The organism is Bradyrhizobium sp. WD16 (assembly GCF_024181725.1).
Taxonomy (GTDB): Bacteria; Pseudomonadota; Alphaproteobacteria; order Rhizobiales; family Xanthobacteraceae; genus Bradyrhizobium_A.
In genome coordinates this window covers 2,265,973-2,290,578 of sequence record NZ_CP028908.1, presented here as the reverse complement: position 1 = coordinate 2,290,578, position 24,606 = coordinate 2,265,973, and the positions used below count along the sequence as shown (strand labels likewise).

Below are 24,606 nucleotides of genomic sequence, written 5' to 3'. Positions count from 1 at the left end.
GACGGCAGCGTCGAAGCGACCGGCACACCGACGTGCATCGCTCCGAGCGCCAGCAATGCATGGGCGATGCTGTTGTCGGAGAGAATGGCGAGCGGGCGATCCGCAGAAAGCCCGCGCGCCAGCAGCCAGGCGCCGATGGCGCGGATCTGACCGAGCGCCTCGCCATAGCTGACGCTGCGCCAGGGGGAAGCCGGATCATCGCGCTCAGCAGGAAGACGCGATCAGGGCGTCGCCGAGCCCACAGTTCCAGCCAGTCGCCGACACTTCGGGCGTGGTCGTTTCCCCCTTGATCCGCGTTGGCCGACGGATCGGCTCCCGCTGCGTCGGCGATCGGTGATCGTCGGCGCGCTGGCGTCGTTTGGTGCTCTACGTGATGCTGCATCTCGCTCGCAAGGAGGGGTAGGCCCTCGTACGGCAGCCTAGTTTTTGATCATTTCGGCCGCGACGATGGCGCGGAAAGAGTTCTGAAAATTTGCGATATATCTAGGCAACATATTGAAAATATAATTATTTTAAAAAACAGCCGCAGCCTTCGGCAAGTGTACACAATGGCATGCGGCTTGCTTCGATCAGACCCGGCAGCGACGCTCCGTCGCTGCCGGCGAACGGCTCGCGATCAGCCGGAGAGTGCGGCGGGAGTGGCGCCGGTGGATGGATCGGGACAGACCGACATGGTGTCAGCGGAACCGACTGCCATCGAGATCGCCTGGGCGCGCACCGCCCTTCTCGTCTTCGACATGCAGCGCGATTTCCTCGAGCCCGGCGAGATCGTCATCGACAAACCGGGCAAGGACGTCTTCTACGCCACAGCACTCGATGATGTACTGAAGCAGCGCGACATCGACACGCTCCTCGTCTGCGATGTCGCCACCGAAGTCTGCGTTAATACCACGGTGCGCGAAGCCAATGACCGCGGCTATCGCTGTGTCGTGCTCGGCGACTGCTGCGCCTCCTATTTCCAGGAATTCCACGACGCCGGCCTAGCCATGATCAAGGCTCAGGGCAGCATCTTTGGTTGGGTCAGCCACTCCAGGGCCGTGCTCGACGCGCTCGCCTGACCGCACCTTCCCTCCTCCAGACTGCAAGGACACCGCGTGCCTGAAACCATCCACCAAATCGTCGCCGCGCATCGCGAAGGCAGCATCACGCCGGCGCAGACGATTGCGCGCAGCTTCGCCCGCATCCGCGCCCGCGGCGACGACGCGGTCTTCATCAGCCTGCGCGCGGAGAACGAAGCAATCGCCGAGGCGGAGGCCCTGGCGTCGCGCAGCGATGCCGCGGCCCTGCCGCTCTTCGGCATCCCCGTGGCAGTGAAAGACAATATCGATGTTGCCGGGCTGCCCACCACTGCGGCCTGCCCCGCTTTTTCCTATCAGCCCGCAGCCGACGCCACGGTGGTGGCGCGGCTGCGCGCCGCCGGCGCCATCGTCGTCGGCAAGACCAATCTCGACCAGTTCGCCACCGGGCTTGTCGGCGTCCGCTCGCCATATGGCATCCCGAAGAACGCGCTGCGCGACGATCTGGTGCCCGGAGGATCGAGTTCGGGTTCGGCGGTCGCAGTCGGCGCCGGACTGGTGCCGCTCGCGCTTGGCACCGACACCGCGGGCTCCGGCCGCGTACCAGCCATGCTCAACAACATCGTCGGCCTCAAGCCCAGTCTCGGCATGATCCCGGCCACCGGCGTGGTGCCGGCCTGCCGCAGCCTCGATTGCGTCTCGATTTTCACGCTGACCACCGACGATGCGCTCGCCGCACTCGCGGCGATGGCTGGCCCCGACGCCGCCGACGCCTATAGCCGCGACCGGCCGCTGGGCGCGGTGGCGGCGCCGAATTCACCGCGGCTCGGCGTGCCGCGGCCCGACCAGCGACAGTTCTTCGATGACGCTGCTGCAGCGCGGGCCTATGACGCCGCGATCGAGCAACTCGTGCGTGCCGGCGCGCAGCTCGTCGAGATCGACATGACGCCGCTCTATGAGTGTGCGCAGCTGCTCTACGACGGCCCCTGGGTCGCCGAACGCTATTTCGTCATTCGCGATCTGCTTGCCTCAAATCCCGACGCAGTCCACCCGGTCACCCGCGCGATCACGCTCAAGGGCGAAAAGATCAGCGCTGCGGACACCTTTGCCGCCTTCTACCGGCTGGAAGCGCTGCGCGCCGGTGCGCACGCGCTGTTCGCCGCCGTGGACGCCCTGGTAGTGCCGACCGCGCCGACCACCTACACCGTCGCCGAGGTACTGGCCGATCCGATCACCCTCAACAGCCGGCTCGGCACCTATACCAATTTCGTCAATCTACTGGATCTCTGCGGCCTTGCCGTGCCGGCAGCGCTGAGCGACGAACGCCTGCCCTTCGGCATCACCTTTCTCGCCCCTGCCGGCGAGGATGCACAACTCGCAGCGCTTGGCCGCGCCTTCCACGCTGCCACCGGCCTGCCGCTGGGGGGCCGCGGACAAGCGCAACCGCCCCTGCCGGCGCTCGCGCCCTGTGCCGCCGACGAGATCGCCGTCGCGGTGGTCGGAGCGCATCTGTCCGGCATGGCACTCAACCATGAACTGACGACGCTCGGCGCGCGCCTCGTCGGCGCAACCATGACCGCGCCGCGCTACCGTCTCCATGCCCTGCCGGACACCACCCCGCCCAAACCCGGCATGCTGCGCGTGGGATCCGGCGGCGTCGCCATCGCCATTGAAGTGTGGTCATTCGCCACCGAGGCCTTCGGCCGCTTCGTCGCCGAAGTGCCGCCGCCGCTGTCGATCGGCACCATTGAACTCGCCGATGGCGCTACAGTGAAGGGCTTTCTGGTGGAGTCTTCGGCTCTGGAAGGTGCCCGCGACATTTCCAGCTTCGGCGGCTGGCGCGCCTTCATGGGGGCGCCGCGCCCTTGAGTGCGAACGACTCGGCGAGCAGGCTGTAGCTGCGCTTGCGCGCCTCGTGATCGAAAATCGCAGAGATGACCATCACCTCGTCGGCTTCACTTGCGGCGACCAACGGATCGATCTTCGCCCGCACCGTGGCGGGACTGCCCACGAACAGCCGCTCGCGATTGCGCGCGATCGAAGCGCGCCCGGCCGGCGCGTAGGGATAGGCCAGCGCCTCCTCCGGCGACGGCAGCGGCTCGTACTGGCCGCGATCCCGGCGCAGGCGGTTGAGATCCATCGAGGACGCAAGCCGTTCGGCGTCCTCGTCGGTGTCGGCCGCGACCACAGCGATGGCGAGGATCGCGTGCGGCCTCGCGCGCCAGCGCGAGGGGCGGAACTGGCGGCGGTAATGTGTCAGCGCCTCGACGGCATCGTAGCTCGCAAAATGATGGGCAAAAGCGAAGCCCATGCCCAGTTGCGCCGACAGCTGCGAGCTGTAGTCGCTCGAGCCGAGCAACCAGATCGGCGGCAACGGCGCGTCGTTGGGCATCGCCACCACTTTGTTGAACGGATGCCCCGACGGAAACTCGCGGGTTTCCCACAAGGTGAGCTCGTGCAATCGCTCGAGAAAATCGTCGCCGTCGCGGCCCTGCAGCCGCTGGCGCAGCGCATGGGAGGTAGCGGGGTCGGTGCCCGGGGCGCGGCCGAGACCGAGATCGATCCGGCCGGGAAATAGCGCCTCGAGCATCTTGAAGCGTTCGGCGACGACCAATGGGGCGTGGTTCGGCAGCATGATGCCGCCGGAGCCGATCCGGATGCTATTGGTCACGGCGGCAATCTGGCCAATCATCAGGTCCGGCGACGGGCTCGCCACCGAGGCAAGGTTGTGATGTTCGGCAAGCCAGTAGCGCTCATAGCCGAGCTGATCGGCATGGCGGGCAAGGTCGATGCTGTTGCGGAGCGCCGCGGATGGTGGTGCGGCAGTGGTGACGACCGAGAGGTCAAGGATAGACAGAAGGGGCATGGGCTCGCCTGAAGGAGCAGGCGTTAATCCCGGCAGTGAATTGCCGCACCGGCCTGCCGGCCAAAGATAGCTCCGCCGGCGTCGGCGACAATGGCCCCGCCGGCCGTCGCCCGGCGGGATTCGGACCACCGTCCGGGGAGCAGTGGGCGAAACTGAATGATTTCGATTATATATTACCTGCCCACAGCGAATACTTCATCCAAATCGTGCAATTATTTGCGAAAAACTGCCTGCCTTGCCCTTCCCACAAACGGCACATACGCCTACATCGGCTGAACTATTGTAGGGTGTTTGGGCAATTTCCCAAGTCGATCGCTGGATTTGTGGGCTGGGCGTCGACCTGCCAGCCCCTTATCTTCCGGCGAACCCGCTTGAACCCATCGTGGCGGCAAGCGCCCGATCCGAGGACGTCCATGACCGAGACCGCTTTCCCGGCCGGGGCCACTGCCCGGCGCCCGCAGATTTCCTTCGAGTTCTTTCCGCCCAAAACGGCGGACATGGAGGCAGGTCTGTGGCAGACGATCCAGCGCCTCGCGCCCCTGTGTCCCAGCTTCGTCTCGGTCACCTACGGCGCCGGCGGCTCGACGCGCGAGCGCACCCACGCCACGATTACGCGCATCCTGGCCGAGACCGACCTCCTACCCGCCGCGCACCTCACTTGCGTCGGCGCCGGCCGCGGCGAGATTGATGACGTCATCTCCCACTATCACCAAGCTGGCGTCCGACACATCGTAGCGCTGCGCGGCGATCCCGCTGGCGGTCCCGGCACCCCCTACGCCGCCCATCCCGACGGCTATCGCAGCTCCGCCGAGCTCGTCGCGGGGATCAAGCGCCTCCATCCGGATATCGAGGTCTCGGTCTCGGCCTATCCCGAGAAGCACCCCGAGAGCCGCGACTTCGACGCCGACATCGACGGGCTCAAGGCCAAGGTGGACGCCGGCGCGAGCCGTGCGATCACCCAGTTCTTCTTCGACAACGATCTCTACTGGCGCTACCTCGACCGCGTCCGCGCCCGGGGCATCGACATTCCGATCGTGCCGGGCATTCTGCCGGTGCAGAATTTCAAGCAGGCCAGGGGGTTTGCCGGCCGGGCCGGCGCTTCACTGCCGGACTGGCTGGCGGACAAGTTCGAGGGGCTCGACGACGATCCCGAGACCCGCAAGCTGGTGGCGGCGACGGTTGCCGCCGGCCAGGTCCAAAACCTCGCCAAGCACGGCGTCGACGCCTTCCACTTCTACACCATGAACCGCGCCGATCTGGTGTTCGCCATCAGCCACCTGCTGGGCCTGCGTCCGTCGGCCCAGCAGGCCGCATGAACGAGCAGCAGATCAGCATGACCTTCCGTTCCAGCACCGAAACCCGCCTCCGCCAGCTCGCCAGCGAGCGCATCCTTGTGCTCGACGGTGCCATGGGCACCATGATCCAGGCGCGGCAATTCGACGAGGCGGCCTTTCGGGGCACCCGCTTCACCGATTTCGCCCGCGACCTGCGCGGCAACAACGACCTCCTGATCCTGACCCAGCCGCAGGCGATCGAGGACATCCACGCCCAATATCTGCGCGCCGGCGCCGACATCGTCGCCACCAACACCTTTTCCTCCACCGCGATCGCCCAGGCCGATTACGATCTGTCGTCGCTGGCCTATGAGCTCAATCTCGAAGGCGCCAAACTCGCCCGCGCCGCCGCGACGCGCGTCGAAGCCGAGGACGGCAAGCCGCGCTTCGTCGCCGGAGCCGTCGGCCCGACCAATCGCACGGCCTCGATCTCGCCGGACGTGTCCAATCCCGGCTATCGCGCGGTCACCTTCGACGACCTGCGCCTGGCCTATGCCGAACAGATCCGCGGCCTGATCGACGGCGGCGTCGACCTCCTGCTGATCGAGACCATCTTCGATACGCTCAACGCCAAGGCGGCGCTCTATGCCGCTGCGGAAATTGCCGAGGCCACCGGAAGGCACGTGCCGGTGATGATCTCCGGGACCATCACCGACAAGTCGGGCCGGCTCCTGTCCGGCCAGACCCCGGAAGCCTTCTGGAATTCGGTACGGCATGCCGCGCCGTTCACCATCGGTTTCAATTGCGCACTCGGCGCCGCTGATCTGCGCGCTCACGTGGACGACATCGGCCGCGTCGCTGACAGCCTGATTTGTGCCTATCCCAATGCCGGCCTGCCCAACGAATTCGGTCAATACGACGAGAGCCCCGACTACATGGCCCGCCTGATCGGCGAATTCGCCGCGGCCGGCCTCGTCAACATCGTCGGCGGCTGCTGCGGCACCACGCCCGAACACATCGCGGCCATTGCCGCAGCCGTGGCGGGCCATACGCCGCGCAAGGTGCCACAGATCGCGCCCCGGCTGCGGCTGTCCGGCCTCGAGCCGTTCGAACTGACGCCGGAAATCCCCTTCGTCAACGTCGGAGAACGCACCAACGTCACCGGCTCGGCCCGCTTCCGCAAGCTGATCACCTCCGGCGACTATGCCGCTGCCCTGCAGGTGGCGCGAGACCAGGTCGAGAATGGCGCCCAGATCATCGACGTTAACATGGACGAGGGCCTGCTCGACTCCCAGCAGGCGATGACCACCTTCCTCAACCTCGTCGCCTCCGAGCCCGACATCGCCAGGGTGCCGGTGATGATCGATTCCTCCAAGTTCGAGGTGATCGAAGCCGGACTGAAATGCGTCCAGGGCAAACCGATCGTCAATTCGATTTCGATGAAGGAAGGCGAGGAGAAATTCATCCGCGAAGCGACCATCGCCCGCCGCTTCGGCGCGGCGGTGGTGGTGATGGCCTTCGACGAAGCCGGCCAAGCTGATACCTTCGCGCGCAAGACTGAGATCTGCAAGCGCGCCTACGACATCCTGGTGGGACGCCTGAACTTCCCGCCGGAAGACATCATCTTCGATCCCAACGTCTTCGCCATAGCCACCGGCATCGAGGAACACGACAATTACGGCGTCGACTTCATCGAGGCGACCCGCTGGATTCGCAGCCATCTGCCCCATGCCCACGTCTCGGGCGGCGTCTCGAACCTGTCATTCTCGTTCCGCGGCAACGAGCCGGTGCGCGAGGCGATGCATTCGGTCTTCCTCTATCATGCCATCAAGGCCGGCATGGACATGGGCATCGTCAATGCCGGTCAGATGGCGGTGTATGATGATCTCGATCCGGAACTGCGGCAGGTCTGTGAGGACGTTGTCCTCAACCGCGACAGCGGCGGCGCCGAACGGCTCTTGGCACTGGCCGAGAAATTCCGCGGCCAGGAGAAGCAGGCCAAGACTGTGGACCTCGCCTGGCGCGCCTGGCCGGTGGATAAGCGGCTCAGCCATGCCCTGGTCCATGGCATTACCGAATTCATCGAGGAGGATACCGAGGCGGCGCGCCTCGCCGCCGACCGGCCTCTGGCGGTGATCGAAGGCCCGCTGATGAGCGGCATGAATATCGTCGGCGACCTGTTCGGCGCCGGCAAGATGTTCCTGCCTCAGGTGGTGAAATCAGCCCGGGTGATGAAGCAGGCCGTCGCCTATCTCCTGCCCTTCATGGAAGAGGAGAAGGCGCGCAACCGTGCCGCCGGCAATGAGGACGAGCGCAGCAGCAGCGCCGGCAAGATCGTGCTCGCCACGGTCAAGGGCGATGTCCACGACATCGGCAAGAACATTGTCGGCGTCGTGCTTCAGTGCAACAATTTCGAGGTCATCGACCTCGGTGTCATGGTGCCCGCTACCCGGATCATCGAGACCGCCAAGGCCGAGGGCGCCGACATCATCGGCTTGTCCGGCCTGATCACGCCCTCGCTCGACGAGATGTGCCACCTCGCCGCCGAGATGGAGCGCAGCGGGCTCGATCTGCCGCTGCTGATCGGCGGCGCCACCACGAGCCGCGTCCACACCGCAGTCAAGATCGATCCGAACTACCGCCGCGGCCCCGTGGTCCACGTCAATGATGCCAGCCGCGCCGTCGGCGTCGCGTCCGCGCTGTTATCCCCGGAGCGGCGCCGCGGCTATGCCGACGGAGTCCGCCAGGAATATCTCAAGATCGCCACGGCCCATGCCCGCGCCCAATCCGACAAGGCACGGCTGACGCTCGAGCACGCTCGTGCCAACGCCTTCCCGATCGATTGGAGCAAGGCGGCGCCGATCAAGCCATCGTTCCTCGGCAGCCACAGCTTCAGCAACTACCCGCTGGCCGAACTCGTCGACTTCATCGATTGGACGCCGTTCTTCCAGACCTGGGAGCTCTCCGGACGTTTCCCCGCCATTCTCGACGACCCAACCGTCGGAGAGGTCGCGCGCTCGCTCTATGCCGACGCGCAGGCCATGATGAAGCGGATCATCGCGGAGAACTGGTTCAGTGCCAGCGCCACCATCGGATTCTGGCCGGCGAACGCCGTGGGCGACGACATCGTCGTCTACACCGATGAGCGGCGCACGGAGTCCCTCGCAACCTTCCATACGCTGCGCCAACAACTCCCCAAGCGCGAAGGTCGGCGCAACGTGGCCCTGTCCGATTTCATCGCGCCGGTGCAGAGCGGGGTCGCCGATTATATCGGCGGTTTTGTCGTCACCGCCGGCCTTGGCGAAGACGCCGTGGCCGACCGCTTCAAGAGGGCCAATGACGACTACTCGTCGATCCTCGTCAAGGCGCTCGCCGACCGTTTCGCCGAGGCTTTTGCCGAATGCATGCACCAGCGCGTGCGCACCGAATTCTGGGGCTACGCCCCTGGCGAGGCGCTGGACAATGCCGGCTTGATCGCCGAGGAGTATGCTGGCATCCGGCCGGCCCCCGGCTATCCGGCACAGCCCGACCATACCGAGAAGGCAACGCTGTTCCGCCTGCTCGACGCAGAGCGCTCGACCGGCGTCCAACTCACCGAAAGTTTCGCCATGTGGCCCGGCGCCTCGGTATCAGGCCTCTATTTGAGCCATGCTGACAGTTTTTATTTCGGTGTCGGCAAGATCGAGCGCGACCAGGTCGAGGATTATGCCGCACGCAAGGGCTGGACGGTGGCGGAAGCGGAACGTTGGCTCGCTCCAGTGCTGAACTATCTTCCGGCCGCCAATGCCAACAGCCCGGCTGAGTCGCCGGCCGATGATCCGGCGACTCACCCGGCGGGTTGTGCCTGCGCCATGCACCTGCGGCTGCGCAAGATGGCTAGCCGCGGTTGAGCCCGTCGCTCCGGCCACGGCGAAGAGGGCTGAAAAAGCCCTCGCCTATTGCCTGCGGTTTTGAGATTGTGCCCTCTCGATTCCGGCGACCGGTGCCGCGACATGGCCCGTACGACGAAATCCAATCCGTCCGTCCTGCGACGCCGTCACCGACTGGCGCCGCTCAATGGCTTTTCGGCCCGAGGCTGCCCATGCGTGCGACCGGCTTACCCGCGTTCCTCATTCTCGCCACTGCGCTCGGCGCCACTCCGAGCTACGCCCAGACCAGAAAAGACACCAAGGCTGCGCCGCCAGCCGACGAGGTCCGCTATATCACTTCGATCGGCGGCATCATGGACGACCAGGCCGACACCGTCCTTAAAGAGACGCGTACGGCCGGCAATGTCACGACCGCGGTCCTTGACGTGTGCTATCCAGCCGGCGCGGCTTCCGGCCGCAAGGACCGCTTTGTCGCCAACCTCACCATCGACGGCCAGAAGCTCACCGGCGCGACCGAGAGCATCGGAGCCAAGCAGCCGGTTACGGTCGCCCTGACCCGCAAGGTCTCGGCGAACGGTGTCAGCTTCGAGGGCAAGGTGACCGTCGGCGGCAGCGTCTCGACGATTTCGTCCGCTGACAACACCGACATCAGCGAAAAGGAATACAAAGCCGGCCAGGAAGCGGATGACGAGATCATCGTCGCGCCGGCCGATTACACCACCGCCTCCCCGGAGGCGGTCGCGGTGCGCCTCAAGCCGGAGAGCGTCGTCGACTTCGTCAACAGCCTGCGTGGCCAGAACGTCGAGGTCTCGCTGTCGAGCCTGCTGCCGTCCTGCACCGAATTGCGCAAAGGCGAGCAGGTGGTGCGGATGAACGTCGATCCGGAACGCGCCGCCGAATTTGTTGCCAAGCTTAAGTCCACCCCGGGAGTGCTTGCCACCGGCTGGACCAACGGCAAACTCGATATGGAGCGCACGCTTCGCATCGCGGCCGGAGATTTCCGCGAAGGCGGCCGTATCGCCAAGGACAAGCTCGCCGCCACCTTGTCGACGACCATCGCCAAGGCGCTCGGGGCGACTGCCACGTCAGCGCACTGGAACGGGGATAGCGGCGAGCTCAGGCTCGTCGTCCGACGACCAAATGCCGCCCTGCAGGGGCTCGCGCTCACCGAAACCCTCGAGTTCAGCGCAATGGTCGCGGCTGAGAAGCCCGCCGGCGGCGACCGCCTGGTGCTTTGGCTGAGTTATCCCTCGATCAGCAACGCTGACGAGAGTTCCGGCGCCAAGCTCAAGGTCGTCGATGCTTCCGACAGCAATGGCGAAGACAGCCTGGCCACGGACGAAGGCGATGCACTCACCGCAGTTGCGCGCGCGCTGAAGGCCCAGCGCTGGGATTCCGAGAACGCCACCTGGAAATAGCCCGTCTTTCGGGGTTTTGTTCGCCTCGGCGAGGCCATTCGAAGACTCGCTGTAGCGCAGGTACAAGCGTCAGACCCACCGCGCTAGTGTGGCGTCTCGCAATTGCCTATGCCCTTTGCGGCAAGCCCCTGTAGGCAATTGCGAGACATAGGCCACACTAGCACTTTGATTTTGCTAGTGTCCCTATGTCTCCGAATTACCGTGCGAGTGCGAGGCAAACGTAGCGGTAATTCGGAGACGGGACACTAGTTGCTGAGCAGATGGAAACGTAGCGGCTTCGGGCCGGTGAAGGTCACGCTTTCGCCCTGTCGCTTCCAGCTGGTGGCCTCGGTGAGCGCGGCGACCAGGGCATCATCAGCTGCGGCCCGCTCGGCTGGGCAGGAGCGCCGCTCCATCGCCCCGGGCATGAAGACGACGGTGTCGCCGGCGACCGAGAACTGGCCGCGACCACCCTTGCACCACAATTCCAGCCGGACCTCGCCCTTGTCGTCAATCTCCAGCGATGGAACGCGCTTCGACCCGGGCATCGGCAGCGCGTCGAGCGTCATCTCGAGACCGAAGGGAAACTCGTCTGCTGCGGCTGGTCCGGCGACACCAATCGCCAGCACCATGACCATTGCCATTCGTCGTCCGCCGCGCATCACGTTTCAACCGCTCCCATCCGAAATCCGGGCGCCGTTGTAGCCGCGGCGACTGGCATTGGCCAGTGCATGAGGGCAAAGACCCCGCGGCTCGCGCCGCGGGGTGATGGACCGGGACCGCTGCCGATCCGCGTTAATGCAGGACCATCGCGGTGAACGGATGGACATAGGCCTGCAACATCACCAGCACGCCGACCAGGCAGGCCAGCACGATGGAATGCCAGAACACGAAGCGCAGGATGGTACCCTCGTGACCGAACCAGTTGGTCGCGGTCGAGGCGACAACGATCGACTGGGCATCGATCATCTTGCCCATGACGCCGCCCGCCGAATTGGCGGCGGCCATCAAGACCGGCGACAGGCCGAGCTGCTCCGACGTGATCCGTTGCAGGTTGCCGAACAGCACGTTGGAGGCGGTATCCGATCCGGTCAGGGCGACGCCGAGCCAGCCGAGCAGGGTGCCGAAGAACGGATAGAGGATGCCGGTCGCGGCGAAGGCGAGGCCGAGTGTGGCATCGAGGCCGGACAGCCGCGTCAGCGTACCGATCGCCAGCATCGCCGAGATGGTGATCAGCGAATAGGCGCAGATGCGGATGGTGCGGCCGTATTCGGCGACCATCTTGGCCGGCGAGAACCCCATGACGAAGCCTGAGATGATCGCCGCGATCAGCATGCCGGAGCCGGTGAAGGACAGGTACTGGAACGCGAAGACCGCGCCTTCCGGCGTCGGCTTCGCCGCCACCGGCGGCACCTTGTTGATCATCTGGTGCAGGTCCGGCACGGCGTAGTTCCAGGTGAAGATCGGGTTGACGGCGTTTTTGAACCAGCCCGAGCCCCAGATCAGCAGCACGACGCAGACGATGATCCACGGCGTCAGGGCCGACCAGAATTCAGCAGAGGACAGCGGCCTTGTGTCCATCGGCTTCGGCGGCGGCACCGAACCGGCAGACTCGTCGCGACTGCGTAGCGCCGGCGAAAGCCAGAGCTGCTTGGGCGACCACACCTTCAGGAAACCGATCAGACAGGCCATGGAGATCAGCGAGGCGCCAATGTCGACGATCCACGGATTGACGTAGTTCGAGATCACGAATTGCGGAACGGCAAAGGTGATGCCCGTGACAAGAATCGCCGGCCAGACTTCCTTCATGCCCTTCCAGCCAGCGAAGGCCCACACCACCCAGAACGGCACGATCAGCGAGAACACCGGCAGTTGCCGGCCAACCATGGCGCCGAGGATGTAGGGATCGAGGCCGGTGACCGAAGCGAGTCCCTGGATCGGCGTGCCGAGCGCACCATAGGCGACCGGTGCGGTATTGGCGATCAGCGACAGGCCCGACGCGGCGAGCGGCGAGAAGCCGAGGCCGATCAGGATGGCGCCGGTCACCGCCACAGGCGTGCCGAAGCCGGAGGCCCCCTCGAAGAAGGCGCCGAAGGCGAAGGCGATCAGCAGCAACTGCAGGCGCCGATCCGGCGTGACGCCGCCCACCGCGCGCTGGAGTAGCTCGAACCGACCGGTCGCCACCGTCAGGCGGTACATGAAGATGACGTTGAGGACGATCCAGCCGATCGGAAAGAAGCCGGATACGGCGCCGAGAATGCTGGCGCGCACCGACATGCCGGCAGGCATGGTGAAGATGAAGACCGCCACCAGATTGGCGACCACAAGCGCAATCAGCGCGGCGATGTGGGCCTTGACCTTGTTGCTGGCGATCAATGCCAGCAGCGTGACCACCGGGATGGCGGCGGCGATGGTCGACAGCACTGGGCTGCCGAGCGGATTATAAACCTGGTTCCACATGGATCCTCCCCACGAAGTCTTGATTGGCCTGATTCGCTGATCGGGCCGACACGGTCCGGGGACAGGCGGGAATTCAGGAGGATGACGGCGGCGGGCGATTCGGTCCCGACGGCCTCGCAGTTTCCCGTGCTCTTGATGTAATGCGCCCCAGCAGTCTCAACATGGTAGGGTGTAGTCGAAGTGCACGACAAGATATTGTATACCAAACTGCTTGCGACTTTAGTCGTAGTTGGGGCGTTTTTGTCGTGTTTTGAATTACTTGCCAGCCCCTCTCCGGAGACAGCCATCTGTGAATAGCTTTCGTTCGACGCTCGCGACCGCCTGGCGCCTATCCGCCCCCTACTTCCGTTCCGAAGACCGCTGGGCCGGCCGCGGCCTGCTCGGGGCGGTGATCGCCATAGAGCTCGCGCTGGTCGGCATCGATGTCCTCATCAACCAGTGGAACAACCGCTTCTACAATGCGCTGCAGGAGCGCAACTGGGCGAACTTCGTCAGCGAGATCACCTACTTCTGTGTTCTGGCGGCCATCTTCATTCTGCTCGCGGTCTACCAGCTTTATCTGAACCAGTGGCTGCAGATCCGCTGGCGGCGCTGGCTCACCAATCACTATCTCGGTGCCTGGCTCGGCGACGGCAATCATTATCGGATGCAGCTGCTCGGCGACGCCGCCGATAACCCGGACCAGCGCATGACCGATGACGTCAAGCTGTTCGTCGAGAACACGCTCGCCATCGGCGTCGGCCTGTTGTCGTCAGTGGTAACCTTGGCATCTTTCATCGTCATCCTGTGGGGGTTATCCGCCGCCGCGCCACTGCATTTGTTCGGCTCCGAGTTCAATATTCCCGGCTATCTCGTCTGGGGCGCGTTGGTCTATGCGATCTTCGGCACCACGCTGACACATCTGATCGGCTGGCCGCTGGCCAGTTTGAATTTCCGCCAGCAGGCCTTCGAGGCCGACTTCCGCTTCAATCTGGTGCGGGTGCGGGAGAATTCCGAACAGATCGCATTGCTCAAGGGCGAGGCCGCTGAGCGCGAAAGATTGGCGGAACGCTTCGGCCATGTCGTCGAGAATTGGCTCGCCATCATGCGCCGCACCAAAAAGGTGACCGCCTTCACGGCCGGCTATTCCCAGGCTGCCGTCATATTTCCCTACATCCTGGTAGCGCCGGCCTATTTCGCCGAGAAGATCCAGCTTGGCGGCATGATGCAGACCGCCTCGGCTTTTTCCAGCGTGCAACGCGCGCTGTCCTTCTTCGTCTCGATCTATCGTCAGCTCGCCGAGTGGCGCGCGGTGGTCGATCGTCTTGGCGGCTTCGAGGCGGCCATCGCCAGCGGGCACGCGCTCACGGTGTCAGGCGACACCATCCGCATGGTCGAAGGCGAAGGCGAACTTGCGCTGCACGACCTGCTGGTGCAATTGCCCAAGGGACAGCCGCTGGTCAGTGCAAACGGCTTCGCTGTGCAGCCCGGCGAACGCGTGCTGGTGACCGGCCCGTCCGGATCGGGCAAGTCGACGCTGTTCCGCGCCATCGCCGGCACCTGGCCGTTCGGCTCCGGCACCATCCGCATTCCGGCGCACGCGAAGCTGATGGTGCTGCCGCAGCGGCCATACTTTCCGGTAGGAGCGCTGCGCGCAGCCATCGCCTATCCCTCTCCACCGCAGGCCTTCACCACCGAGCGGCTGCGCGAGGTGCTCGGCGACGTCGGCCTGCCCGCGCTCAGCGACCGCATCGACGAGGAGGCGCACTGGAATCGCCAGCTCTCGCTCGGCGAACAGCAGCGGCTCGGCATGGCGCGCGTTCTGCTCGAGCGGCCCGATTTCCTGTTCCTCGATGAGGCCACAGCTTCGCTCGACGAACCGTCCGAGGCCCTGCTCTACCGGCTGCTGCAGGATAGGATGCCGATGGCGACGATCGTTTCCATCGGCCACCGTTCCACCCTCGAAGCGTTCCACGACCGCACGGCGCGGATGGCACCCAACGGCAAGGAGTTCGCGCTCGGCGAGGGCCGGGAAACAGTGAAGGCGTGAGATGGCGCTACACGAACTGGGCCGCGGCTCAGCGCGTGATCGGTGCCTGGTCCGGATGGCGCTGGGCTGAAGCGCGCAGGAACAGCTTCGCCAGGGCGTGATAGAGCCCTTCAGGCACGATCACCTTGGAAGCACGGTTGGCGATCAGCGCCGCCGCCATCAGTGGAATCACCATGGCGTGGTCATTGGTCATCTCCGAGACAATCACGAAAGAGGTGATCGGGGCCTGCACCACGCCGGTGAGATAGGACTCCATTCCGATCAGCACGAGCGCGCCGATCGGCACATCGGTCAGCACCAGACTGAGGTCCGACGCGATACCTGCGCCGATGGCCAGCGACGGCGCGAAGATGCCGCCGGGTATGCCGCTGATCGCCGACAGCAGCGTGGCCACGAATTTCCAGGGACCATAGCCATAAGCCGGCCAATCGCTGGAATGGATGATGGCGCGCGCCTCGGCGTAACCGGTGCCGGCAATGGGGCTGCCGCTGGCCAACCCGGCGAGAGCGACGCCGATACCGCACAGCACCGCGAAGGCCACCGGGTGCCGCCGGATCCAACCACCCACCACCCCGGGCAGCCCGGCGGCGAACAGCAACACGACCCGGCTGAACAGTCCACCGGCAAACCCGCATGTCACCGCACAGACCGGCACCACGAGCCAGGCACGACCGAGCGGCAGGGCCGCCGAGGTCGAGCCGAAATAATGATAATCGCCGAGGATCGCGAGCGACGTCAGGCCGGCGGCGATGATCGCGCCGATGATCAGACCGCTGGTGCGCATTTCGAACGACCGGCTCAACTCCTCGATCCCGAACACGATGCCGGCGAGAGGCGTGTTGAACGCGGCGGCGACACCGGCGGTCGCGCCGGCGAGGAGAAATCCGGGCTGTCGGAACGGCGCCCATCTGCCGATGGCAAACATGATCGCGCCGCCGACCTGGACCGTTGGCCCTTCGCGGCCAGTGGATGCCCCGCAAATGAGACCGAGGGTCATGACGACGATCTTGCCGAGACCGACCTTGAGAGAGACGAGCGGCGCCCGCTGGCGTTGGTCGGGAAGCCGCAGCGCGGCAATCACCTGGGGGATGCCACTGCCTTGGGCGTTAGGAAAAACCTTGACGGCCAGCAGCATGGCGAAGCCGAAGCCGAGCGGCGTCAGGCCGAGAGCCACATATGGCGACGGAGCGGTCAGCCACCGGAACAGCAGCTGGGCCTGATCCGCCAGTTTCGCCATCAGGATCGCGGCCAGCCCGACCACGACGCCGCCGGCGACGAACAGCAGCCGCCGCAGCCAGCGCTTGAGCGCGATTTGCGAGCGGACGCCGAGATGCCGGGCGTAGCGATTGAGAATCAATGCTGAGCTTCCGAATGGCGATGTCGGGCCTGATGCGATGTTCGATACCCGATTCGGCACCCATACCGATGCCGCCACCGGCGCGGATACCCGTTGCACGAGCCCGGCCATGGCACGATCCGGCACACAGCAAAAGGGCGGCAGATTGCTCTGCCGCCCAGGTCGTCGTCGTCCGGGAGGACGAAGATTTACTTGATGTTGTTGATCAGGCTGAGATCGGCCGACAGCTTGGCGATGAAGGTCGCACCGCACCAGTTGGAGCCGGCGAACGGAGCCACGTTGTTGGCAGCCGTCGGGAAGCCGGTATCAGTGGTCCGGAAGTCGCTGGTGAAGGCGTTGCAATCACCCTTCGACAGGTTGGTGTCGGAGTAGCGCAGGTCCAGGGTGAAGACCTTCCACGTGAAGCCGAGGCCGACATTCCAAGTGTTGTAGTCGGCGAACTTGATGTTGCCGTAGAAGGCGTCGGTGGTGCCGAGCCACTGGCGACCAAACTCTCCCGACACATAGGCGCCGACACCCGAAGCGCCAAACCAGGCGGTCGGGGCGGTGACCTTGCCGATCACCGAAGCATAGGTGCCGTCGGCGCCGGAATTCAGGAACGACGGCGTCCAGTAGGCGGTGCCGCCGAGCTGGAAGTAGTCGTTAAAGGTATAGTTGGCCTTGCCGTAGATTTCGTAGAAGGAAACGTCCTTCTTCATGATGTTGCCGTTGGCAAGGGCACTCGAGCCAACGGGGCAGAGGTTGCCGCCACCCTGAACGGTGTCGATGCACTGGCCGCCCGGATAGAGATAGCCCCAAACGCCGACGTCGAGGGCGAGAGGGCCGAAGGTCGGGCGGATACCGCCGTAGATGTCGACCTCAGCCGCGGCGCGGTTGGCGAAAGAGATGCTCTCGAAGGACGAGCCTACATAGAGCTGGAGGTTCGGATTGATGTTGTAGCGCGGTTCGAAATAGGCGGTGACCGACGGCTTGTGGTTCGATTGGGTCACGCCGCGGAACATGTAGTCGCTCATGATCGCGCTGCCGAACGCGATGTCCCAGGCCGGCACGGCGGCCACGACCGGCGGCGCCTTGGTGTAGACCTTGGCCGGAAGGTCGGCTGCGGAGGCTGCTCCCGAAGTCAGCGCCAGAGCGGCTGCGACTGCCAAACCAATCTTCTTGTTCTTCATGTCCATCCCCATCATTGGTTGAAGTTCAGCCTCATTGCTGAGCGCCACCCAGCGGCAATCAACCGATCGACTGTCCGAAATTCATTCCGGAGGTACCTTCGCGGAAGACGCACGGAACCGTGAAGCAAAAAACGCGGGCATCTGCCGCCCTTTTAGGCAAATACTCCTCGTGCGATCGGTTTGGCTGATAAGTGTTGCAAGTTCACAACACTTAAGCCGGATAAAACGGTAGTCGGTCAGCCCAATCCTCCCAGACGCATCATCGTCGCCCAAGGATTCGGCAGGCTCTCGAATAGGTTGAAGAGGCGAAAACGATTCGCTCGTTGCCATTGGCACAGCGGCGCGCCCGATCCAGATCGCCTGATCGAAATGGAAACGGTAAAGGCCGCGCGGTCGCGCGGCCTTTGTTGGGTTCGTCGGACGCGTCTCGGGCCTCGTGGCGAACAGATTGTCACGAGACCGGAAAGCCACTCGCCGATCTGGTTACAGTGACGGGTCCAGGGATAGCGGATTCAGCCGTTGGCCTCGCCGGTCCCCTGCTCGGCCGGTTCACCCCAGACAGCCGTTTGAATTGGCGCTGGCGAAGCCTCGGGCTCCACCAACGGCGCGGGGGCGGCCGCGGCCCGTCGTGCTCGCACCTTGCGGGCCGGGGTCGCCTTCTTCGCCGATTTCTTCACTGACTTCTTGGCTGATTTCTTGGCCGACTTCTTCGCGGTCTTCTTGGCAGCCTTTTTGGCGGACTTCTTCGCCGCTTTCTTCGGCGCGGCCTTCCTGGCCGATTTCTTTGCGGCTCTCTTGGCCGACTTCTTAGCGGACTTCTTCGCCGCCCTGGTCACACGCGTCTGCTTCTTCGCCTTCTTGCTCTTCTTGGCCTTCTTCGCTTTCGCCATTGTCGTCCTCCTGTTGCCGCCAACGAAGTCAAAGATGAACCGCTAAAGATGACCCTCGACAGCCGAACTGGTCACCAAGGTCGCCACCAATGTCATTACCGACGTCGTCGCCGAAGTCATCGCCCCAAATGATAGCTCAAGGTGAGCACCAAGGCTGCCGCGACGCCTTTCGTCGGAATCGTCGAATTTGCTCAAACTGTCGAACCGGACTCAGCGCCCCCGCGCATGCTGACCGACCACCCCCCGAATTCAATCTCGCCGCGCCGCACCGCCGCGCCAGACACACTCGTCCGACCAACCTCGCCAGCTCGGAGCCCGGATAGCCCCGGCGATCAGATCCGGATGACCCCGACCAGCCCAACCTAGGTCATCCCTCACTCGTCACTCGCCGGCGTCACTCACGCCATCACTCGACTGGCACATCTCCCACCGCGCGGCTTAGTGCCCCACGGGCGTTGCCGACGGAGCCCGGGCCCCGCAGCGCCTCCGGCTGCGGACCGCCGGTCGCCCAGTCCAGCAGCTCGACCGTATGCACCACGGGAACCGAAGTGCCTCCGGCAATCTGCACCATGCACCCGATGTTGCCGGCGGCGATGACGTCCGGCTTCACCGAGGCGATGTTGGCGACCTTGCGCTCGCGGAGTCGATCCGCGAGATCGGGCTGCAGAATGTTGTAGGTGCCCGCTGAACCGCAACACAGGTGACTCTCGGGTACATCTTTCACCACGAATCCGCTCTTGAAAAGTAGTTCTTTCGGAGCCTGCGTGATTTTCTGCCCGTGCTGCAACGAGCATGCCGCATGATAGGCGACCACGAGGTCGCCCCGCGCCGTCGGCCACGCGACGTCGATCGACGCGAGATATTCGCTGATATCGCGCGCCAGACCCGATATACGCGCTGCCTTCTGCGCATAAGCAGCATCGGTACGCAGCATGTAGCCATAGTCCTTGATGGTCGTGCCGCAGCCCGAAGTCGTCACCAGGACGGCATCGAGGCCGTTGCGGTCAGCCTCCGCTGTCCAGCGATCAATGTTGTGCCGGGCGTTGGCCAGGGCCTCCTCGTCGCGGCCCATGTGATGGGTCAGCGAGCCGCAGCATTGCTCCTCGGCAACCAGCACCACCTCGATTCCCTGCCGGGTCAGGACGCGGATGGCGGCGGCATTGATCGTCGGCGACAGCACCTGCTGGGCGCATCCCTGCAGCAATGCCACGCGGCCACGCCGTGGCGTTTGAGCCGGAAACACGGTGCCGCCGCGCGGCCCGGGCTTCGGCAGACGGCCGGGCGCCAGCGCCAGCATGGCCCGCAGACGGCGCAAAAAGCCCGGCTTGGCGGCATCCCCCGCGCCGGGCAGCAGCGCGGCGAAGGGCCGCGCCAACCGCGCCACCAACAGGCTTGCGCGAAACAAGCCGGGACGCGGCAGCACCCTTGCAAGTACAGCGCGGAGCAATCGATCCGCCGCAGGGCGCTGCGCCTGCTGTTCGATGCGTACCCGCGCCTGGTCGACGAGATGCATGTAGTTCACGCCCGAGGGACAGGTCGTCATGCAGGCGAGACAGGACAGGCAGCGGTCGATGTGCTTGACGACCTGCGGGGTCGGCACCTGGTCCTTCTCCAGCATCTGCTTGATCAGGTAGATGCGGCCGCGCGGACTGTCGAGTTCATCGCCGAGCAACACGTAGGTCGGGCAGGTCGCGGTGCAAAAACCGCAATGCACGCAGGCCCGCAGGATCTTGTCGGCCTCGGCGATGTCGGGGTCGGCCAGTCGGGCGAGCGAGAATTCCGTCCTCATGCGCCCGTGCCTCTCGCCATCCGGTTGCGGTTGAAGATGTCCTTCGGATCAAAGCTGGCCTTGACCCGGCGGCTGAGCGCAGCGACCCCCGGCTCGAGCGGCTGAAAAACGTCAATTGCGGCGCGCAAGTCCTCACCGCCGCGGATCAGGACGGCATGACCGCCGATGGCCTTGAGCCGATCGCGCAAGCGCACCGCACAACCGTCTGCGGTGGGCGGCAGTGCCGCCCAGATCAGGCCGCCGCCCCAGTCGTAGATCAGGTCGCCGCCGGTCTCGCGGGCGAAAGCGTCGCCGAAGTGGCCGCCGCTCGCCGGCGGGCAGACGACGCGCCACACCGGCCAGGCGCCGACCGGCCCGGCTGCGGCAAAGGGGGTCACGTCGCGGATCGCGAGCCAGAGGCCGCGCGACTGGGCCTCGCCAGAAACGATCTCGGCGCGACCGAAGCCCGCGAGCGCGGCGGCGAGCGAGCGGGCGCGATCGGCGACCGATACGCCGATGCCTTCGAGCCGGATGAGCGTCAGCGCCTGCCCTGCGGCGCCGACTCCGTCCAGGCCCACGCCGTCGTCCCGCAGCGCCGAGGCCGGGATGTGGGCTGCGCCGGAGACATCGAACGGCGAGCCGAGCGCCGCGGTCATCGCCCGATTGGCGGTGATGTCGTCGAGGCCGCTCAGTACCAGCGTCGATACGGTTTCGGCCTTGGGCATCACCTTCAGGGTTACCTCGGTCATCACCGCCAGGGTGCCCCAGGACCCCGCCAACAGTTTGCAGAGGTCGTAGCCTGTGACGTTCTTCACCACCTTGCCCCCGGCGGCGAAAGCCTCGCCGAAGCCGGATACGGCCTTGGCGCCGAGGAGATGGTCGCGCACGCCGCCGGAACGGACCCGCCGCGGCCCGGCGAGACCCGCGGCGATCATGCCGCCAACGGTGCCTCGTCCACCAGACGTGCCCAGCAGCGCCGCGGGGTCCATCGGCTCGAAGGCGAATTCCTGGTTCTTGGCGTCGATCAGCGATTCGATGTCGGCAAGCGGCGCGCCCGACTCGACCGTGAGGATGAGTTCACTGGGCTCGTAGCCCTTCACGGCATTGAGCGCTGCCAGCTCGAGCACGGCATTGGCCGCCGCCGGCTGGCCGATGGCCCGCTTGGTGCCCTGGCCGACGATCTCAAGGGTTTGATCGGCGGCGAGCGCATCCCGCACCGACTGTTCGACGTCCTTGACGTCGCGAGGTCTCAGACTGTCCACGTCACCAGCCTTCAGAATCTTGGAATATCGGGAAAGACGAGCTTACCGCCATGGACGTGCATGCGGCCCAGTTCGGCGCAGCGATGCAGCGTCGGAAACACCTTTCCGGGATTGAGCAGTCCCTGCGAGTCGAAGGCGCATTTCAGGCGCTGCTGCTGCGCGAGATCGATCGCGCTGAACATCTCCGGCATCAGATCGCGCTTTTCAACCCCGACGCCGTGCTCACCGGTCAACACTCCGCCGAGTTCGACACAGGCGCGCAGAATGTCGGCGCCGAAGGCCTCCGCCTTGTCCATCTCGCCGGGCTTGTTGGCGTCGTAGAGGATCAGGGGATGCAGGTTGCCGTCACCGGCATGAAACACGTTGGCGCAGCCGAGGCCGTATTTTTCCGAAAGGGCTCGGATCCGGCGCAGCGCCTCCGGCAGCTTGCCGCGGGGAATCGTGCCATCCATGCAGAGGTAGTCGGGCGAGATCCGCCCGACTGCAGGGAAGGCCGCCTTGCGGCCGGCCCAGAACAGCAGCCGCTCCTGCTCGGAGGTCGAAATCTGCAACGTGGCCTGGCCGCAGGCTTTGGCGATGGTCTCCACACGCAGGATCAGTTCGTCGACCTCGACCCCGGGACCGTCGAGCTCGATGATCAGGAGCGCCTCGACGTCAAGCGGATAGCCGGCATGAACGAAGGCCTCGGCGGCATGGATCGCCGGCTTGTCCATCATCTCCATGCCGCCGGGAATGATGCCGGCGCCGATGATCCGCGCCACGCATTCACCCGCCGCTTCGACGCTGGTGAAACCGACCATCAGCGCCCGCGCCGTCTCCGGCTTCTGCAGGATACGCACCGTGACCTCCGTGATTACGCCGAGCAGCCCCTCGGAGCCGGTGATCACGCCCATCAGATCGTAGCCGGCGGACTCGGCGCATTTGCCGCCGATGCGCAGCACCTCGCCATCCATCAGCACGATCTCGCAGCCGAGAATGTTGTTGGTGGTCATGCCGTATTTGAGGCAGTGCACCCCACCCGAATTCTCCGCGACGTTGCCACCGATGCTGCAAGCGATCTGTGACGACGGATCGGGCGCGTAATAGAAGCCGGCATGCGCCACCGCCTGGCTGATGGCGAGGTTGGTGACGCCCGGCTCGGTGACCACGGCGCGGTTGTCGAAATCGATCTCGCGGATGCGCTTGAACTTGCCGAGCCCGAGCAGCACACCATCCGCCAGCGGCAGCGCGCCGCCGGACAGCGAGGTTCCGGATCCCCGCGGCACCACCTTGATGCCATTGGCATGACAGTAACGGAGCACCGCCGAAACTTGTCCGGTGGTGTCGGGCAGCACCACCACCATCGGCGTCTGGCGATAGGCGGTGACGCCATCGGATTCGTAAGGAAGCATTTCCTCGGCGCTGTCGATTACCCCCTCGCCGGCCACGATCCGTCGCAGGTCGGCGACAATGGCAGCACGACGGGCGAGGACCGCCTGATCGGGCTCCGGCATTTTGATCGACATCTCAATCCTCTGGCACTGAGCGGGGAGACACCTTCCTTCTCCTTCACCATTGCCTGCAAATCAAGCAGATAGGCTTTGCGGATGTCGGCCCGGCAGTTCCGACGAAAACACCAGGTTCCGTTCCACTTGTGCTGACCGCAACTGCAAGGCAATGTCCGCCACGCCAAAATCCATCCCTAGGGAGAAATGGAATGAAATTGCTGGGCCTGTCCGTCTCGATGCTGATCCTCGCTGCGACCTGCGGCGCTGCCACCGCCGGCGATGTTGCGGCCGGCGAGAACTCCTTCAAAAAGTGCCTCGCCTGCCATGCCATCGGTGAAGGCGCCAAGAACAAGGTCGGGCCGGAGTTGAACGGGCTCGACGGCCGCAAGTCCGGCACCGTCGCGGGCTACAGCTATTCTGATGCCAACAAGAACTCCGGCATCACCTGGAACGAAGCCCAGTTCAAGGAATACATCAAGGATCCCAAGGCCAAGGTCCCGGGCACCAAGATGGCCTTCGCGGGTATCAAGAACGAAAAAGAGACCGATGACCTCTGGTCGTACATTTCGCAGTTCGGACCGGACGGCAAGAAGAAGTAATCAGCCGCGCACAGCCGGCAATAGACGGGCGGTCTCCGGAAGGAGCCGCCCGTTTTGTTTGGGCCGCATTTGCTTGAGCAAGGCCCGACCGGCTTCGGTTGGAACCACGCGGCCGCGCTCGCGGACCACAAGACCGCGATCAACTGCGTCCTCCCACACCGTCAGCCGCGGGCAGGATGTGCGCCAGGCCTCCATGACTTCGGCATAGGACCGCGGCAAGCGCTCAACCCATTCCACGAGATCGAGTACAAGCGGGTCGAGACTCGAATGATCGGGTCGTTGTCCACTCCGCGTCGGGCGCGATCGGGTCATGACTCAGCCTCCCGCCCTCACACGCGCCCGCCAACCGGCGGGCGACGCGGCAATCCGCCCCATTCAGCCCGCCAGCACCGTGGTCGATTTCGCCGGCAGTGCCGCCTGGGCCGGCAGCACCGCCTGAACCACGAGGCCACGCGCCCGGGCGTCCATCACCCCGACGGCGCGCAGCGCCAGCAGCGAAACGGTCTGGACGGCATCGCGCAATTTGCCGCGATCGTCGAGATCGTTCGGCGCCAGAGGCCCAACCAGCGCCTCATGCAGAGCACCGAGCACGGCCGTAGCTGCGAGCTCCGTATCCTGCGCCGGCAGATGACCGGCGCGCACCGCGGCATCGATGCGCGATTTCAGCTCGGCGGCGATGGCACGCCGGCTGGCGAGACGCGATTCGGTCACGTCGACGTCCACCGGCTCGGCCAGAATGCCCCAGGCAAGCTTGCGGTGTGACACGACGTGGACGGCAATCGTGGTGACAGCCGCCGCCAGCGCCGAAGATGGCCCGGGCGCGGCGTCAGCGGCACGGCGAATCGCCGTCAGCTCATCCTGAGAGACGTCGGCGATCAGTTCGGAGATCAGATCGGCCTTGGAAGGAAAATAGCGATAGACCGTCCCCGCGGCGACATTAGCGCGGCTCGCCACAGGCGCGATCTGAACCGCTGCCATGCCGCCTTCCGAGGCTGCCTCACGGGCGGCGGTGAGAATGGCATGGCGTCGCGCCGCGAGGCGGCGCACGACCTGATGAGTTCGCCGATAAACCATTGAGCCAATGTCCCTTCTAAATCTGAACACTAATTCAGAAGGAGTGGCAAGGGTGTCGCTTCGCAACTGCAGCATCAGCGACTGACCTG

18 protein-coding genes are annotated in these 24,606 nt (G+C 65.0%); 7 read left to right on the top strand and 11 right to left on the bottom strand.

Going from position 1 to position 24,606, the window contains the following annotated elements; translation table 11 throughout:
* Positions 1-671 precede the first annotated feature (671 nt).
* Both DB459_RS10585 and atzF read left to right on the top strand, forming a co-directional pair.
* Positions 672-1,058 (top strand): cysteine hydrolase family protein, encoded by a 387-nt coding sequence (locus DB459_RS10585; RefSeq protein ID WP_253712805.1) that lies wholly within the window; start codon positions 672-674, stop codon positions 1,056-1,058.
* A 36-nt stretch (positions 1,059-1,094) separates the two neighbouring features.
* Positions 1,095-2,885 (top strand): allophanate hydrolase, encoded by a 1,791-nt coding sequence (gene atzF, locus DB459_RS10580; RefSeq protein WP_253712804.1) that lies wholly within the window; start codon positions 1,095-1,097, stop codon positions 2,883-2,885.
* On the opposite strand, the gene DB459_RS10575 is transcribed toward atzF, so the two are convergent.
* Positions 2,863-3,882 (bottom strand): LLM class flavin-dependent oxidoreductase, encoded by a 1,020-nt coding sequence (locus tag DB459_RS10575; RefSeq protein WP_253712803.1) that lies wholly within the window; start codon positions 3,880-3,882, stop codon positions 2,863-2,865. The genes atzF and DB459_RS10575 overlap by 23 nt on opposite strands.
* A 413-nt stretch (positions 3,883-4,295) precedes the next feature.
* Between DB459_RS10575 and metF the strand changes: the two genes are divergently transcribed.
* The 3 genes from metF to DB459_RS10560 are packed head-to-tail and all read left to right on the top strand — an operon-like array spanning position 4,296 to position 10,443.
* On the top strand, positions 4,296-5,198 hold the full coding sequence (gene metF, locus DB459_RS10570) for a methylenetetrahydrofolate reductase [NAD(P)H] (RefSeq protein WP_253712802.1): 903 nt from the start codon (positions 4,296-4,298) through the stop codon (positions 5,196-5,198).
* 17 nt (positions 5,199-5,215) lie between these two features.
* On the top strand, positions 5,216-9,046 hold the full coding sequence (gene metH / locus DB459_RS10565) for a methionine synthase (RefSeq protein WP_253713513.1): 3,831 nt from the start codon (positions 5,216-5,218) through the stop codon (positions 9,044-9,046).
* Positions 9,043-10,443, top strand: a complete 1,401-nt coding sequence (locus tag DB459_RS10560) for a hypothetical protein (protein WP_253712801.1) — start codon at positions 9,043-9,045, stop codon at positions 10,441-10,443. Before metH ends, DB459_RS10560 begins: the two co-directional genes overlap by 4 nt.
* Positions 10,444-10,688: 245 nt before the next feature.
* Here the strand turns inward: DB459_RS10560 and DB459_RS10555 are convergent, their stop codons facing one another.
* Both DB459_RS10555 and DB459_RS10550 read right to left on the bottom strand, forming a co-directional pair.
* Complete coding sequence (locus tag DB459_RS10555; RefSeq protein ID WP_253712800.1) at positions 10,689-11,066, bottom strand: META domain-containing protein; 378 nt, start codon at positions 11,064-11,066, stop codon at positions 10,689-10,691.
* A 151-nt stretch (positions 11,067-11,217) separates the two neighbouring features.
* Positions 11,218-12,882, bottom strand: a complete 1,665-nt coding sequence (locus DB459_RS10550; protein WP_253712799.1) for an L-lactate permease — start codon at positions 12,880-12,882, stop codon at positions 11,218-11,220.
* A gap of 289 nt (positions 12,883-13,171) precedes the next feature.
* Between DB459_RS10550 and DB459_RS10545 the strand changes: the two genes are divergently transcribed.
* A complete protein-coding gene (locus DB459_RS10545) occupies positions 13,172-14,911 on the top strand; it encodes an ABC transporter ATP-binding protein/permease (protein WP_253712798.1) in 1,740 nt (579 codons plus the stop codon).
* Between the two features lie 28 nt (positions 14,912-14,939).
* On the opposite strand, the gene DB459_RS10540 is transcribed toward DB459_RS10545, so the two are convergent.
* The 6 genes from DB459_RS10540 to DB459_RS10515 form a co-directional block, all read right to left on the bottom strand.
* Complete coding sequence (locus DB459_RS10540) at positions 14,940-16,268, bottom strand: chloride channel protein (protein WP_253712797.1); 1,329 nt, start codon at positions 16,266-16,268, stop codon at positions 14,940-14,942.
* A 188-nt stretch (positions 16,269-16,456) separates the two neighbouring features.
* Positions 16,457-17,437: a TorF family putative porin gene (locus DB459_RS10535; RefSeq protein ID WP_253712796.1), complete on the bottom strand. Its 981-nt coding sequence runs from the start codon at positions 17,435-17,437 to the stop codon at positions 16,457-16,459.
* Positions 17,438-17,949: 512 nt separating this feature from the next.
* Positions 17,950-18,327, bottom strand: a complete 378-nt coding sequence (locus DB459_RS10530; RefSeq protein WP_253712795.1) for a histone — start codon at positions 18,325-18,327, stop codon at positions 17,950-17,952.
* Between the two features lie 406 nt (positions 18,328-18,733).
* The gene (gene glcF, locus DB459_RS10525; RefSeq protein WP_253712794.1) at positions 18,734-20,116 is read right to left on the bottom strand and encodes a glycolate oxidase subunit GlcF; all 1,383 of its coding nucleotides are present in this window, start codon (positions 20,114-20,116) and stop codon (positions 18,734-18,736) included.
* Positions 20,113-21,357: an FAD-binding protein gene (locus DB459_RS10520; protein WP_253712793.1), complete on the bottom strand. Its 1,245-nt coding sequence runs from the start codon at positions 21,355-21,357 to the stop codon at positions 20,113-20,115. Before DB459_RS10520 ends, glcF begins: the two co-directional genes overlap by 4 nt.
* A gap of 11 nt (positions 21,358-21,368) precedes the next feature.
* Entirely contained in the window at positions 21,369-22,862 is a 1,494-nt protein-coding gene (locus DB459_RS10515; RefSeq protein ID WP_253712792.1) for an FAD-linked oxidase C-terminal domain-containing protein, read from the bottom strand.
* Positions 22,863-23,053: 191 nt separating this feature from the next.
* Here DB459_RS10515 and DB459_RS10510 point away from each other — a divergent pair, with 191 nt between their 5' ends.
* Complete coding sequence (locus tag DB459_RS10510; protein ID WP_253712791.1) at positions 23,054-23,443, top strand: cytochrome c family protein; 390 nt, start codon at positions 23,054-23,056, stop codon at positions 23,441-23,443.
* On the opposite strand, the gene DB459_RS10505 is transcribed toward DB459_RS10510, so the two are convergent.
* Positions 23,444-23,755, bottom strand: a complete 312-nt coding sequence (locus DB459_RS10505; RefSeq protein ID WP_253712790.1) for a hypothetical protein — start codon at positions 23,753-23,755, stop codon at positions 23,444-23,446.
* Between the two features lie 63 nt (positions 23,756-23,818).
* Positions 23,819-24,517 carry a TetR/AcrR family transcriptional regulator gene (locus DB459_RS10500; protein ID WP_253712789.1) on the bottom strand — a complete coding sequence of 233 codons (699 nt, stop codon included), beginning with the start codon at positions 24,515-24,517 and terminating at the stop codon, positions 23,819-23,821.
* Positions 24,518-24,606 lie beyond the last annotated feature (89 nt).